The 14,519-nt window shown below is 56.6% G+C and carries 12 protein-coding genes and 5 pseudogenes; 6 read left to right on the top strand and 11 right to left on the bottom strand.

Annotated elements, in window-relative coordinates; translation table 11 throughout:
* The first annotated feature begins 5 nt into the window (after positions 1-5).
* The 5 genes and pseudogenes from K529_RS16485 to K529_RS23190 form a co-directional block, all read left to right on the top strand.
* The gene (locus K529_RS16485) at positions 6-965 is read left to right on the top strand and encodes a TAXI family TRAP transporter solute-binding subunit (RefSeq protein WP_005610977.1); all 960 of its coding nucleotides are present in this window, start codon (positions 6-8) and stop codon (positions 963-965) included.
* Between the two features lie 64 nt (positions 966-1,029).
* Complete coding sequence (locus K529_RS16480; RefSeq protein ID WP_005610980.1) at positions 1,030-2,946, top strand: TRAP transporter permease; 1,917 nt, start codon at positions 1,030-1,032, stop codon at positions 2,944-2,946.
* On the top strand, positions 2,943-3,908 hold the full coding sequence (locus tag K529_RS16475; protein WP_005610982.1) for a polysaccharide deacetylase family protein: 966 nt from the start codon (positions 2,943-2,945) through the stop codon (positions 3,906-3,908). The genes K529_RS16480 and K529_RS16475 overlap by 4 nt, the downstream gene beginning before the upstream one ends.
* A 114-nt stretch (positions 3,909-4,022) precedes the next feature.
* Complete coding sequence (locus tag K529_RS23195; RefSeq protein WP_005610983.1) at positions 4,023-4,904, top strand: DoxX family protein; 882 nt, start codon at positions 4,023-4,025, stop codon at positions 4,902-4,904.
* A gap of 74 nt (positions 4,905-4,978) precedes the next feature.
* Positions 4,979-5,134: pseudogene (locus K529_RS23190) on the top strand (hypothetical protein); the annotation flags it as partial.
* Here the strand turns inward: K529_RS23190 and K529_RS23185 are convergent.
* The 9 genes and pseudogenes from K529_RS23185 to K529_RS23170 all read right to left on the bottom strand — a co-directional run bounded on the left by K529_RS23185 (position 5,125) and on the right by K529_RS23170 (position 13,499).
* Positions 5,125-5,841 (bottom strand): ABC transporter ATP-binding protein, encoded by a 717-nt coding sequence (locus tag K529_RS23185; protein WP_080929622.1) that lies wholly within the window; start codon positions 5,839-5,841, stop codon positions 5,125-5,127. The pseudogene K529_RS23190 and the gene K529_RS23185 sit on opposite strands and share 10 nt — an antisense overlap.
* A gap of 149 nt (positions 5,842-5,990) precedes the next feature.
* Positions 5,991-6,758, bottom strand: a complete 768-nt coding sequence (locus K529_RS16460; protein ID WP_323807505.1) for a zinc ribbon domain-containing protein — start codon at positions 6,756-6,758, stop codon at positions 5,991-5,993.
* Positions 6,759-6,950: 192 nt separating this feature from the next.
* Positions 6,951-7,348: pseudogene (locus K529_RS16455) on the bottom strand (IS5 family transposase); the annotation flags it as partial.
* Between the two features lie 259 nt (positions 7,349-7,607).
* A complete protein-coding gene (locus tag K529_RS16450) occupies positions 7,608-8,087 on the bottom strand; it encodes a hypothetical protein (protein WP_046002665.1) in 480 nt (159 codons plus the stop codon).
* Positions 8,084-9,751: a hypothetical protein gene (locus K529_RS16445; protein ID WP_131665001.1), complete on the bottom strand. Its 1,668-nt coding sequence runs from the start codon at positions 9,749-9,751 to the stop codon at positions 8,084-8,086. Before K529_RS16445 ends, K529_RS16450 begins: the two co-directional genes overlap by 4 nt.
* Complete coding sequence (locus K529_RS16435) at positions 9,744-11,192, bottom strand: DUF4123 domain-containing protein (RefSeq protein WP_005626114.1); 1,449 nt, start codon at positions 11,190-11,192, stop codon at positions 9,744-9,746. The genes K529_RS16445 and K529_RS16435 overlap by 8 nt, the downstream gene beginning before the upstream one ends.
* 251 nt (positions 11,193-11,443) lie before the next feature.
* Positions 11,444-11,905 carry a hypothetical protein gene (locus tag K529_RS23895; RefSeq protein ID WP_046002666.1) on the bottom strand — a complete coding sequence of 154 codons (462 nt, stop codon included), beginning with the start codon at positions 11,903-11,905 and terminating at the stop codon, positions 11,444-11,446.
* A 139-nt stretch (positions 11,906-12,044) separates the two neighbouring features.
* Positions 12,045-12,326 (bottom strand): annotated as a pseudogene (locus tag K529_RS23890) (recombinase family protein); the annotation flags it as partial.
* A 412-nt stretch (positions 12,327-12,738) separates the two neighbouring features.
* Positions 12,739-13,499, bottom strand: a pseudogene (locus K529_RS23170) (IS5 family transposase).
* 63 nt (positions 13,500-13,562) lie between these two features.
* Between K529_RS23170 and K529_RS23165 the strand changes: the two are divergent.
* Positions 13,563-13,868 (top strand): PAAR domain-containing protein, encoded by a 306-nt coding sequence (locus tag K529_RS23165; protein WP_081284876.1) that lies wholly within the window; start codon positions 13,563-13,565, stop codon positions 13,866-13,868.
* Between the two features lie 200 nt (positions 13,869-14,068).
* Here K529_RS23165 and K529_RS16405 read toward each other — a convergent pair whose 3' ends face one another.
* Positions 14,069-14,284 carry a hypothetical protein gene (locus tag K529_RS16405; protein WP_040642761.1) on the bottom strand — a complete coding sequence of 72 codons (216 nt, stop codon included), beginning with the start codon at positions 14,282-14,284 and terminating at the stop codon, positions 14,069-14,071.
* A pseudogene (locus tag K529_RS24130) lies at positions 14,244-14,516 on the bottom strand (integrase); the annotation flags it as partial. The pseudogene K529_RS24130 and the gene K529_RS16405, both read right to left, overlap by 41 nt.
* Between the last annotated feature and the right edge of the window lie 3 nt (positions 14,517-14,519).

Here is a 14,519-nt window from a genome sequence, read left to right as displayed (position 1 = left end):
ATATCATGAACACTGTTGCTGGCCTGAAACACGGCCTCATATTGGGATTAGGTCTTGCTCTTGCCGCGCCGGCATTTGCGCAGGATCGCCTGGCGGTCGGAACAACCTCATCATCATCAAGTCAATACGGCTACTACGTTGCCGTGGCTCAGGTTTTGAAGTCCGTCGGGGTCGACTTGCAGGTCGTCGAAACCGGTGCATCGCTTGACAATCTGCGGCGACTTGACCGTGGTCAGGTGGATATGGGGCTCGTCACGACGAATATCGCCAAATTGGCAGCCGAAGGGCACGAATCGATCCCTCAGCAAAGCGATACCCAGACGCTCTGGATTTATGCACAACTGCCGCAAAACGTAATTGTGAGGGCAGATGCAGAGATCGATAGCATCGCCGATCTCGAGGGCGTCCAATACAACCCTGGGATCCGTGGTTCCGCCACTGAGAGCACCGCTGAACGAGTCTTTGCGGCAATGGGTGTTCAGCCTGATTTCGTGCGCGGCTCCACGGGGGATACTGTCGACGCGATCAAGGATAACCGCGTTGCGGGATACGTCAAATCAGGTGTCGGGTACAAGGTGGACGGCTCAACGCTTGATCTCGCGTCCTTCGTTCCGGTGAAGATCTTGGGGCTTACCGACGAGCAAAAACAGTCTATCTCGGAACAGGTCAGCGACGTGACCCTTATGGACGTGCCGGCGGGTGCCATTGAAGGTGCGGAGCCCTATACGACCTGGTCGATGGGATTTGCCACTGTCGTGAAGCCGGATTTCGATGAAGAGACCGCCTATCGCATCGCCAAAGCGATCTTTGAAGACCAGGAAATTCAGCGCGGTGCCTTTGCCGTTACCGGAGAATTCGACTTGGCTCAGTTGACTATCGATGTCGCCACGACGCCGTTGCATCCCGGTACGATCCGCTACCTCGAAGAAAAGGGCTACAAGGTACTGGACGATTTGCGCCCCTGAATTCGCCCTCTGAAACTGACCGGGGTGGCGTCTGGCGCCGCCCCCTCCTGGGAGGAAAAGCCTCATGTCTGATACTACCTCATCCACTTCTGAGGGCAGTCGGCCCTTGGTGGGGATTGTGCTGGCGCTCTGCGCCGTTGCTTTTGTCGCTCTAACATCTGGATTTGGTCAGTTTACCAACCTCGTCCAACGCCCAGCCTTTTTGTTGCTAATAATTTTGCTCGGGTATGCGCTCTATCCCGCGAAAAACTTGGGAAAAGCTGGATGGATCGTCGATATTGTCCTGGCTTCAGGTGGCACCGCTGCCTGTGCCTCGATCATCTGGCGATCGGATATCATCGCAACCTCCTTGCCTTTCGCCGAACCACTCGACCTTGTACTTCTTATCACCCTTCTGTTGGCATCGATCACCCTAATGGTCCGGATGGTAGGCTGGGCGTTCCCTGGCTTTGTCATCCTGGCGCTTGCCTATGCGCTTTGGGGTAATGTCATTCCGGGTACTTTTGGCCACCGTGGCGTCGATATCTGGTTCCTGACGGAGACACTGTTTCTTGGCGATATCGGCCTGTGGGGGCTGCTTACAGGCGTCGCTGCAACAACAATTGCGCCCTTCGTTCTGTTTGGGTCGATGATCCTGAATACTGGCGGCGGCCAGACTTTCATGGACATCGCGATGCGGGTCAGTGGACGCTCTCCCGGCGGTGCTGCAAAAATGGCGACGGTCGCCTCGGGCCTCTTCGGCATGGTTAGCGGCAGCGCGGTGGCAAATGTCGCCACCACGGGCAACCTGACGATCCCGCTCATGCAACGGCTAGGATACCCTGCGCGACTGTCAGGCGCGGTAGAGGCTGTCGCCTCCACGGGTGGGCAACTTGCGCCTCCGATCATGGGGGCGGCCGCCTTTGTGATGGCAGAACTTGTCGGCGTCAGCTATCTGACTATCGTGAAGGCTGGGGTCATTCCAGCCTTGCTGTTCTACACGTCCATCTTCGTCATTCTTCATTTGCTTGCAAAGCGCTGGCAACTGCCGTTGGTCCCTGAAGAGGACATGCCGGCCTGGCGCGAAGCGCTGGATCTGAAACGCCTGCTGCCACTGATTGCCGGGCTGACCGCCTTGATTGTGGCCGTGTTCAGCGGCCGGTCGATCGCCTTCTCCGCCTTCATTGGAACCATGGTTCTGCTAGGTGTCTACCTGACGCTTAACATTCGCGGGAAAGAAGATCTGCGGATCTGTTCAAAGGCTATTCTGGCGGGGGCAAAAGATGCCGGCATCGGCTTTGTTACCATCACCGTTTTGCTTGCCGGCGCCCAGATTCTGGTGTCGATCATCAACCTAACGGGAGTGGGCGTGGCCCTGTCATCTCTGATCGTGGACGGGTTTTCATCTTGGCCCTTGCTGGCTCCGGTCGTTGTGGCCATGGCGTGTCTTGTTCTCGGCATGGGTGTCCCGACGACCGCCGCTTATATCCTAGTTGCTTCGATCTTGGCGCCGGCGATGATCCGCATCGGTTTTGATCCGCTCGCAACACACCTGTTTGTGCTGTACTTTGCTGCTCTCTCCGCGATTACGCCACCAGTTTGTGTGGCGGTGTTCGTGGCTTCCGGTATCGCAAAAACCTCATGGTTCGCAGTAGCCAAACAGGCCATCCGGCTCAGCAGCGCGATTTATCTTCTGCCATTTGCGTTCCTGTTCATACCGGGGCTTCTGGGGCAGGGCGACACCGCCGACATAGCTCTCAGCGTATTACGCGCAATCGTCATTACCTGTGCCATAGCCATGCTGGCGAGCGGCAGAGCGTGGGATCAGCGCGGCATCCTGACCCTTCTGCTGTGGCTTGGCGCTCTCGGCTTGGCGCTCGTTCCCTCAACCTACGCGATCGGCGGCGCGGCTGTGCTTTCTCTCATCATCGTCTACCTGCCGGATGGCTATGCCGGTGTTCCAGAAACTTCTTCCCCCGCAACAAAGGAGATTGGGAAATGACTACCTCACGCAGAGACTTCATCAAGGCCGGTGTGGGCGTCGCCGCAGGAGCGTCCGTTCTGGCAAACGCGGCCAATGCTCAAACCACGGCGGCAGATGCGAAGCCGGATGCCAATGGGAAATTCTGGCCAGGTGGCGCGCAATTGGTAATCTCGATCTCGTCACAGTTTGAAGCTGGTGCACAGGGCAAAGATGCCGAAGGGCCATTCCCTCCGATGGAAGCGGGCTATGTCGATACGATCACGCCGAGTTGGTATGCCTACGGCATGGCCGAGGGTATGCCGAGGCTGCTCGACCTTTGGGACCGGCACAATGTCAAGGTCACATCGCACATGGTGGGGCGCGCGGTCGAATTGCAACCTGATCTCGCCAAAGATCTTGTCGCGCGCGGGCACGAAGCAGCCGCACATGGCTATAGCTGGACGCCCCAGTATTCGATGACCCCTGACGAGGAACGTGCATCATACGAGAAGAACATCGAAGTTGTAGAACGCATCACAGGCGAACGTCCCATCGGCTTCAATGCCTTCTGGATGCGACAAACGCCTGCGACGCTCGAAATCCTGCAGGACCTGGGCTTTCTCTATCACATCGACGACCTCACGCGAAACGAGCCGTCGATCACGCCGGTTCGCGGTAAGCCGTTCATGGTTGTTCCCTACACGCTGAGAACGAATGATATCGTTCGCTTCGGAGCTCAGGGCATGACGGCCGCTGCGTTCGAGCAGGAACTGAAGGATGAGTTCGACGTGCTATACGCAGAAGGCGCCACGCGTCGCAGAATGATGTCTATCAGCACTCATGACCGTATTGCCGGTGCGCCCGGTATTATCAATGCGCTCGATCGCTTCCTCACCTATGCGCGCCAGCATGATGGTGTGGCCTTCATGCGAAAGGATGAGATCGCAAGATTCGCCATGGAACAAGCGGATACGCCTCAAAACCCACCGCGCGACCTCTAACCTTATCGCGGAACTACGCGTAGCGCTTTCGCGGAAAAGCGATACTGGAGCGTAGTTCTGCAACCCACCCTTGCGGCAGACCTTTCGCTGCCGTCCAAACTAGGGAGAGATACCATGAAGTTTGCCTACGACCTTTCGGCCGCCGCTGCAGCGGTCCTCGGTCTCATCGTCGCCGGGTTGACCGTTTGGACGATCGTGACGATGCCGGTGGCGCAATGGACAAGCATTTCGTCCATTGGTTTCCTCGCGATAATGCTCGGCGGCATATTTTCCGTGGCCAGAAACCGGATGAACGTATTCGCCACGATTGCAGCCTTGTTCGGGGCATTAGTGATCGGAAGGCTGTTTTCGACAATGCGGCTCGAAGGAGACGGCGATGTGCCACTTGAAGCCCTCGATCCACTGTTGATTGCCGAAACCGGACCGGGGTTTCCATCGATCACGTATACCGCGACGGCTCTAGTGATCACCCTCGCCTTGCACTTTCTCTTGATCACCAGTCGCAACAGATCCGGCGCTTCAGGCACGTTTCTCCAGTGCCAGGTCAGCACCGCCGAATGGGGCATGACCGCGCTAAGGGTCTATGTCGGCCTGATGTTCATTGCCCATTTCGCGGCGCATATATTCGGCGGACCGATCCCGTTCTCGGTGTTTGTCGACTATTTCGGTTCGATCGGTTTGCCTTTTCCGTCAGCCTTTGTAGTTCTCGCCGGCCTCATCGAACTTGCGGTTTGCATCGGGCTTGCGTTTGGCTTCATGACGCGGATCGCGGCCGTAGGAGCGACAGTCTATCTCTTTGTCTCGGTCGGGCTCGGTGGGCACTATTCGATTGGGTATGTTTGGGTTCTGCCAACGGGAGGCTGGGAGTTTCCTGCACTCTGGATGTTTGCCACAGCACTCTTTGCGTTTGTTGGCGGTGGGACCGTGTCGCTCGACCATTGGTTGAGACCCAGGTTTGCAGAAGCGTTAGGGCATTTTCGTTTCTTGATTGCTTGATGCGTCTAGGCACAAGGTTGAGTACGACTGTACGTAGCGAGATCATTCACACTCCACTCCCAGGGGGACGACTGGTGAGAATAGGCACACCAAAAGAGATAGCCGAGGGTGAGTCGCGTGTAGCAATGACGCCATTGTCGGCGCTTGATCTTCAGAAGCTGGGGTTTGAGTGCTGTATTGAGTCTGGCGCGGGTGAGGCTGCGGGGTTTACCGATGCGGCCTATGCCGACGAAAACCAACCGGTGACGTCGAGATCACGAGGCAGGTCGCGGTTGCGCACCTCTCGCCAGAGGATTTCGTCAGCGACCACGAATCCGGGCCGATTGACCGCCCAGCTCAGCACCTCAAGCGGCTGGAACACTGGCCCCTGTCCGGTCTGCTCATGCCAGACGGAGATACCAAAGGCCCGCGCCATCAGATCCGGCGTCAGCACCTCCGCAGGTGGGCCATCGGCGAGGATGCGCCCCTCGATCATCAGCAGGACGCGGGTGCAATGGCGCGCCGCAAGACTAAGGTAATGCATGGAGACCAAGGCCGCGCGCCCGGCTTTCGAGAGTTCGGCAAAGACCTCCATAGTGGAGATCTGATGCGCGGGATCGAGCCCCGCCGCCGGTTCATCTGCCATCAAAAGCGGCGTGTCCTGCGCCAAGGCGCGGGCGATCAGGACCCGCGCCTGCTCTCCCCCCGATAGGCGCGACGCGGCACGCTGGCGCAGGGGGGCAAGCCCGATATGGGCAATCGCACGGTCAACATGCGCCCTCTCGCCGGGCGGCAGCCCCCGGTGAGAGGGCAGATGCGGCAGAGCGCGGTGATGTGACGATTTGGACACCTCAGATAACCCGCCGTTCAGCCTGCGGTTGTCCGGTCGAAGGCTTTGATGCACCGCTTGCGCGGCACTTTGAGTTCGTTCGGTGGGTCTTCTGCCCGGGTTTGGCATCAGGCGGGCGCACTTCGGCTGGGAAGCCAGCGCAATCGGTCCATGTTGTAGACTATGTTTGCCATCGTGATCTCGGCCGAGCGATAGGCGGTGTCTGCCCAGACCCGACGCTCTGTAGGGTTGCGGCTCATTCCGTGCTTGCACCCAAGTTAAACCGCAGCCGAAAGGGTCGGTAGGTTGCGGCGGTTGTGTGCTCCCGCAACCAATACTAATTCCCCAACAATATCAACGCCTTCCAGCCGTGCCTCGCCAGAGTGCGCGGCCTTCGGCGTTGCAATGACCGCCGCCGACCCCGTCGCAAGACGCAATAGCGCCGCAAGATCTCCCTCCAACTCGATCTCAACGCCCGTGCTCTCCTTCGCTGGGATCAGTACGATCCGATCCACCAAAGCCCGCAGCGCTTCCTTCGCAGCGGGCATCTCTGCGCTTCTCCCCAGACCCGCAATCAACGCCGCCACCCGCTCGCGGTAGGTCACCGCCATTGATGGATGGATCAGGATCGGATCCGGGGCAGGGGAGGCGGAAAGCCTGCGCTCGAGCTGCTGCCGTTGCTGATCGAGCTCAATCATCCGCTCCTTCACCTGCTCCGCTGGAACACCTGCGATAATCGCGTCCACCAGATTTTGGTGATCGCGTTTGGTCTGGGCGAGGCTGCGTTCCAGGGTCTCTCTCGCGCCCTTGGCCTCCCGGCGCAGCCGGTTGCGTTCTTCGGCATAGGTCTCGCAAAAGGCCGCAAGCGCCTCTGGATCCATCAGGTGATTGGTCAGGGCGTTCAGGACCCGCGCTTCCAGATCCGTCTGGGCGATGGTGCGCATATTGGCGCAGACCGCTTTGCCCTTGTTGCGCGCGGAGGAACAGCCGAAGGATGATTTTGAAACTTTGGCAATGCCCCCACCGCAGCAGCCACAGGTCATCAGCCCAGAGAAAAGAGTGCGGGGGCGGCGGCGATCCCAAGTGACAACCGAAATCCGAGGGTGTTTGGCGGCAAGGCCGACAGTACATTGAACTACTGCAATACGTTGATTGTACGGATGCGTGGAATGCTAGCGTCCGCCGAGCTGCGGTGCCTTTTCGGGAACGAAGGCGAAGACATCTGCTCCCTCCTCAATGAATTCTTGAACACCCTCGGCTTTGATGCCAGTGCTGTCGACGAGCAGGTTCAGCGGACCCGCACCGCCACGATAGGGGATGCTCACGTTCAGCTTTCGCTGGCGGCGGCACAGGGTGCTGAAGTCCGGCACCGGCCAGTCCAGCCCGACCAGTTGCAGCAGGCTCTGCACGAAGCCGGTCGTCTGCCGCAGCGGCATGCCAAAGAGTACCTTCATCGTCAGGCACGTCTGGATCGCGGCATCACTGAAAACCGGCGGCCGGCCTCGCTGTCCCGTCGCGGGCGGCTTCCAAACCATATCGGGATAAACCACACTGTCAGCGAACCGAGCCGCCTCAGTGCCTCATTGTAAGTCGACCAGTTCGTGGTCTTATACTTCGTTGGGGTCCAACTGTTCATGCATCCCAGCTATCACGCTGGATTCACGCAGTGAATCCCTCAACCGATTTCTGCAACAAGGCCCCGTAGCATAGGTCCGTCTGGGAAAAGGGGAACCGCGCTCAGACCCCAATTTGTGCAACAGCGCCATGTATTGGCTATGAATCCTGACCCTAAGCCTGCTCAGAGAAGGGAAAACCCGCTCAGCCCCGATTTGTGCAGAAAAGCCGGTTCATAATGGGCATTCTCTACGAACTGCGTACGAGCCTTATGTGAACAATCAGCGCCAAGGGTTGTCCGGGCCTTCGAGGAACTTTTGAAACGCCAGAACTGTGGGGGTATCGGCAGGGTCACCAATGTTCCGAGGGAAAGTCGCGGCAAATTGAACTTTTATCGGCCTAAAGAATATATAGGGCGGAGGTACTCGCGCATGCGCCGGACTTTGCATATCAAGAAATCTATCTAGGCAACCGTCAAGATAGCGTGAGACAGTGAGGACATCCAAGTAAGCCTCTTTAGCATCGGCATTTTTTAATGACGACAATATACGCTGATTATAGATCTTTGCCTTTGTACTTCCGTCTCGCAGGCCTTCAACTAAATCACTTGCTAGATGGCCTTTTTCATCACGCATTAAGGAAACGATTAGGTCTTCGGATCGGTCTCCTGCGCTTAGGTGCTGGGCCGCTTGCGTCAGGATGTTCGAATAGTCTGCAATTCTCACGAGAGCGGACTTGAAAGAATTAACTTGTGGTTTCATAGGTCACACTCATTAGGGTTACCCGCACGCAACGATGCGCGTGAAGGGGATGTTGGGGCACGATCATTCCACGTGGTATGCCAGTAATCTTTCACTTGATCTCGAGAAACGGATCCAGAACGTGGTCCAGGAAGCCAGACCTGTTCTCCCCCGCCGCGCAGCATTTGACCATCCGCGAGTTTTTGAGGCGCAATTTCTCCGATGAAGCCGGCTGGTGGTGGGGGAAGTTCTGCACGGATAAACGCACCGGCTTCATTCCAGTCATTCAATACAGCATCCCGGGCGCGCCACACAGATTCCTCATCAGGCGGCATGGACTTACTCCAAAAACCGCCGGTGTGCCCATCCGCATTGTCTATCACACGGTATAGGCTTTGACCCGGCGCAAATGTTTCGTAGCGTGGCTTGCTGCCAAAAGTGGCTAATTGCTTACGAAAGAATTCTGGTGATGCTTCGGCCTGTTCACGCAAATACCTCGGTAGGTTCGGGTCGGCGAGAAATTCTTCAGCCCATTTGGCCGATAATTCTTCTATATCAACCAAGAAACGTGCGGTTGAGGCGTCAATCGGCTCTGCCCCTGCTTCCAGTGCCGTCTTGTCAAACCCTACTCGTCGCATAGTATCTTGCCAGCTGTCATAGGCTTGTCGTGTAGCCTGCATTGAACGCCGCACAATAATTCCCTGACCGGGCACGACACGCCATGCACGGGAGGCGAAGTTGGCAAGGCCGCGCAGCAGGCGCTGCTGGATCTCATCTGCCACGCGGGGGAACATAGAATTGGCCATACCCCGGACATGTTCGATGCTCTCACGTAGTTGTGCGCCCCCCCAGCTCGGCAGTTTACGCAAGCAGCTATCGAGAAAGCTATTAAATTTCTGAGTGACGGTTCCGACGTGCCCTGGTAGTTCATCCGCGAGTTCTTTCAGGAACCGATAGCCGTTGATCTTCATACCCGTCTTATGAAGTGCCTTGTTGATGTAAATCAGGATCTTGCCGACTTCACCTGCATTACGCCAGACTAGCTTTATGACACCTTTGGCCAAAGATCCGAGTGATGGAACAAGACCAATCAAGCACGCAAATACGCCAACCCAGACCACAAGCTCTGTGTACCGGCGATCCCAGATCAGTGCTTTGCCGTTGGCAATCAGATCGCGAGCGTCTGCGACCTGATCGATGCCAGGGACAGCTGTCACCACCGCATTGGTGATAATCTGCCCGGTTGACATGTCCTCATTGAAATCACCCTGTGCTACGTCCCATGTCCACTCGGCACCACTCATCACTGCGTTAGCTGCGCGGGACAACCAGCCGGCCTCATCTTCTACGGGCTGAGGCTCCTCATATGGTGCGGGTTCGGTCGGATCATCGAAGACAAATACTTCGACCGGTCCAGAGTGATCGCCTAAGTCGACATGAACATAGTTGTGCTCGGCATCAGGACCGATAGAAATTACGCCTTCTGCAATGACGCTACCACCAGCAGCGCCATCGTTTGGTGTCTGAACAACATAGACTGCATCTGTAACCGGATCACCTTCAGTGTACTCATAGCGTACATGTATCCAGTTACCTGTGTGGCATTCTGCGCATCCGCCTCCGACGGCATTCCCAGATTGTGAAGCGGCAGCGGCTTGGGCTGCATCATATCCACCATCAGCCATGATCTGTCCCTCGCTGAGAGCGGGGTAGTCGGCTCTCAAGCATATCAATTATGTCGATTGCAATCGTGGCAGAACGGCTATCAAACAGCGCTTTCAAGGGCTTATGCATAGGATCATCCAAGAAAAAAGGCGTCCAAAGACGAGCAAGAATTGTGTGAATATGACGGTGATCGTTGTAAGTTCCGTCAGGAAGTGAATGACGCACTTGTTGCATATGACAGGTATGCGAAAAGCTGGCACGGGTACTTTGATCTTGAAAGTCCCATTCCGGTTCCAAACTGAGGCTCGTGGCAGGGTTGTTTGAGAAAGCACGCAGATCTTTAATCGTGCTTTGCAATCCTTTCTGAGTCGTCACCAGCTGGTGCCACTGCCGTTGTGCCAGTGTCTCCTCCATACGCAGCGCCCGAAGAGCTGCAGACGAATGCTGCTGACCAAGTATTTCTTGTGAGGAAGGTGCGACTCTTGGGTCCGCCAGAAACCACCTACCGTAATAAAGACCTAGAACAGCTAAGCGACCGATATCGCTACGGCGGCGGAACCCTAGCGGCCGTAGATCATCAATGAGACCAGTAATCATTGCAGAAATTGGTAGGGTATCTATCAATCCCAGAATTCGCAGTTGTTCGGGCACGCATTGAGCCAAAGAATGTGAGAAATCTATCGAAAATTTCTGCTCTACCGCCATGTCATAGGCGTCGCGGTCTTCCTTTAGAAGTATGGGTGGTGTGGGTGCGGAGGAAATTGCGCTGATGTCTGCTATCTGTGCGGATCGGCCTGAGATAAAGATCGCGGATCGGATGCGCGTTGGTTCGATGTTAACGAAAGGAGATGTGTTTCTGTGGAGCAAGCTCACAGCCATGTGGCTTTCCCAGAAACGTTGATAATACCACTTCCCGTTATTGTCTTGGACTCTGGTGAACCGTCGAAAATGACGCCAAAGATCTTCCAGAGTTCCATCGGCTCGGAGGTAAATTCCGGCCTCTGCTGGCCATACGTCAGCATTAGAATCGACCTGCGTGAACAATTTTTGAGTAAATGTGTTATCTTCCTCGAGCTTCACAATCCACGGCGCGACGTCTTTCAACTCATTGAATGCATCACCTTTGAAAAGGCAACGAAACCGCAAGCCTGATGTTTCCAGCCGTTCTGGCAAATTTCGAATTTTGGCAGCGTCGAGGATGGCGTAGGTTGATGTTTGCTGTTGAGATGCAGGTGCTGTAGGGTCCCGGTCGCCGTCTAAAGGGTCCAACGAACCGAAAAGCGGATCCAGCAATCTGTCAGGCACTGTCTTGACCGGCCAGACGCCGAACTGCGAGTCTAAGGGTTCGACACCGTCAATCTGTGTTATCTGGTGCTTGCCCGGCGTGCTATCCAAGTGACTGGCGTTCTCTGATCCATCCTGCGCCAAGCGTAACCAGTAGTCATCCTCAAGCTGGTTCAAAACGGCCTCTTAAAATACTCAAATCAAAATTGTGCAGATCCGTATACGGCCTTACTCTGCCGAGCAATATAAGTGATCAACAACCTAGTGGCGAGTGATCGGGCTGACAAGCCCGTTGGCACCGTCGATCGTTGCCAAAGTTGCGTAGAAGACTAAGGCCTGTCGCAGATTGTTCGTTGTACTAGGTCAGGTGACCGACCGTTACTAGATATCTCATGGGAGCAGTTCCAATAAATCCTTGTGCTGATCGTTTAGGCTTGAATGAAACAGTGACCAATGCGAGCTCCCGCAACCATCGTTTCCGACAAAGCCCTCGCAAAACGCGGGGGCTTTGTTGCATCCAGTCCTCCCAAACGCAAAATACCTGCAAGTTCCCCAATAAGTTCAATGGCATGGCCATTGCGCGCTGTCGGGTCCGGCACCATACGAACCTCTGAAATCAGCCCTCGAAGGGCTTCTGCAGCTTCTCGTTTGACGTCGGGCGCGTTCAGAGAGCGAGCGAGATCGTCAATCAGCTCGCGGTACCGGGTCGACAGGCTGGGATGCAGCCGCAGGGCAGGGGGCTCGGCGCGTTCCGCCAACACCGACTGCAATCTCGACTGTTCCGCTTCCAGCTCGGTGGTGGCCGTTCCAGCCGCGCGGATCTCTCGCTTTACACGATATCCATGGCTGTTGTCTCCGGCAGGCTTGCCCGAGACAACACGGCCCTCCAAGCCTCGGCGGGTTTTTTTGAGCGATGTCCTTAATATAGAGTGCGGAGACGAGACCGCCGACTCCGACCTTCAACTCGTCCAAGTCCTGATCTGCGATAGTGTGCAAGCGATCCCCGAAGAAGCTCATCCGCTTGAACAAAGGCGCGGTGTCGGCTTGATCCCGCGACGGGCGGTTGAGGCTTTCGGCCACGATAATGTCGACTTCGCCGCGCTCTGCGGCCTGCAAAAGGCGCAAGTAATCAGGGCGTTGGCTGCTGGTGCCGCTGATGCCGTGATCGGCGAAGACTTGGGTGACCTGCCACCCCTTTTGGTCGCAGTGGCGGCGGCAGAGACGGAACTGGTCCTCAACGGAGGTCTCTTTTTGCTTGTCGGTGGAATAGCGGGCATAGATAGCAGCGCGAAGAGGGGCAGTGGCTGGCATGGATCAGTCCTTTTGTTCTGGGCCCTTCCTCATCTCGGCAGCATCTTCTTCTGCGGCATGGCGCGCGAGCAGGCGGACAAGTAAGCGGAGGGCAGGGGGTGTTGCTGTGCCATTGCCCGCCCGCACAGGATTAGATGGGCCAGTTTGGGCAAATCTCTCTTGGTCTCGTGCCATTGGCCGAAGTCTCCTACCCGCTCGCGGGCTGGCCCGAAGCGCTCATGATCAAAGGTTGGTGCCGGGGTGCGGCTGTTCCCTTGATCATAGAGGGTGCGGTAGGTGACGAGGACCCGAAACTCATGGCTAAGGGCGTCGTCAGGTCGCATTTATGTGGAAAATCTCCCCCTGGCGGGTCACAGGCGGTCGCGCCGGGGGCTAGGATCTAACGCTCTGATCCGTCAATGTTTTACCTAGGTCATGTTGACAAATGGCGCACCCAGAGCCGGATGGATGTGATGTCGATGAACCCGAGGTAACTTTCTGCAGTTTTGTCATACCGGGTAGCAACGCGGCGGGCGTTCTTGAGTTTATTGAAACACCGTTCGACCAGGTTTCTCAATCGATACAGCCCATGATCCACGCCGACGCGCATCTTGCGGGTCTTTCGCATCGGAATTTGGGTCAGGATATCACGTTCATTCATGTTTTTCCGAATGCGATCAGCATCATAGCCCCGATCTGCCAGTAGCACTTTCGGCTCAGGCAGATTATCAGACATGACGAGATCAAAACCAAGGTAGTCCGAAGTTTGCCCCGGTGTGATGTCTGTTCTCATGGGCAACCCGTGCGCGTTGACGCGGAGGTGGATCTTGGTCGTGAAGCCACCTCTTGAACGGCCAAAACCCTGTCTCGGAGTCCCCCTTTTGCGCCCGCTGCTTGATGATGCGCGCGAATAACAGTGCTGTCGATCATTTGGAGAGCGTTTGGAACGGCCCCGCTTTGGTTCAAGGCTTCGAGTATGTCCTCCCACAGCCCAGCCAACGTCCAGCGCCGGAATTGGCGGTAAACACTGGACCATTTGCCAAACTCTTCGGGCAAATCTCGCCAAGGTGATCCGGTGCGTGCAATCCAGAATATCCCATCCAGTACAAGGCGATGGTTGGTAGGCTTGCGCCCATTCCGGGCTCGGATCGCAAGAATGAAGTATTCAAACAGCGACCACTCGTCGTCGCTCATCAGGTTTCGGGGCAAGCTGATCTCCATAGCAGATACCAGTTTGAATCACGTCGAAGCCCCAGTGTGAATCCCTTTTGTCAACATGTCCTAGGTGACATAGGCTCCGGGCACGGGTGCCATTTCCCGCCGACCCCATCGACCGGAGCCTCTCCTGACGTGTACGTGAACGGCATCGCGGTCGTTCGTCAAGGTGATGCGTATGCAGACCATGGGTGCGGTGTTTGCCCGGCTCCGGCTCACGGGCGGAATTTGTCGGGGGGCTCAGGATCAGTTTTTGTGAACGGGAAACCTGCTGGTCGTGTGGGCGATGCAATATCATGCGGGGGCGCGGCTGACGCAGGTTCTCCAAATGTTAGCTTTGGCGACTGAAGCATCCAAAGTCTGCGGCCCCGTGTGCGAGCATGCGATTTTAAATATGGGCAAGGTAACGCCATCCGCGGAGAAGGTCGGCTTCGCCTAGTGCTCGTGCAGCATAGGTCTTTCGCGCTGCCTCGGGTTCAGGGGACTTTGCAAAGGTCACTTTCCTGCGCTTTGCTGACTTTTGAAGCGGTGCGCAGACAGGTTCAGGATTACCTGAACCGGTACCGCCCCGCTGCCTTGCCGATACGCTCTGCCAGTGGCGTAGGGTGTTCTTCAGACAAACGCCGGATCGCTTCGATATGCGTGTCCAGAAACTCCGCGAACTCATGCGGCTGAACCTCTGACTCTGCTGCACGGGACACCAGAAGGCCAAGGATTTGTCGGTCCAGCATACGCATGTGTTCGGCCCGGTTGGTCTCGATCACGTCGCTTGCGCGGCAGGCGCGCCAACACCTCCCGCGCTGGTTGGGGCAGGGGAATACGCCGCGCCCCGGTTTTGCTGTCGGGCAGCTCCATTCCGTTTGCGGTGATGTAGTCCCATTTCAAAGTTTGGATCTCGCCCAACCGGCAGCCGGTCAGGATCAACAGCCGGAATGCGGCGACCATATGTGGTGTTTCGCTGCCTTCGCGTTCCACCTCGGTCAGAACCTGCCCCAAGGG

This window comes from Tritonibacter mobilis F1926, from assembly GCF_000376545.2.
GTDB lineage: Bacteria > Pseudomonadota > Alphaproteobacteria > Rhodobacterales > Rhodobacteraceae > Epibacterium > Epibacterium mobile.
The sequence above is the reverse complement of the archived record's forward strand: the minus strand, read 5'-3'. Positions and strand labels throughout refer to the sequence as shown.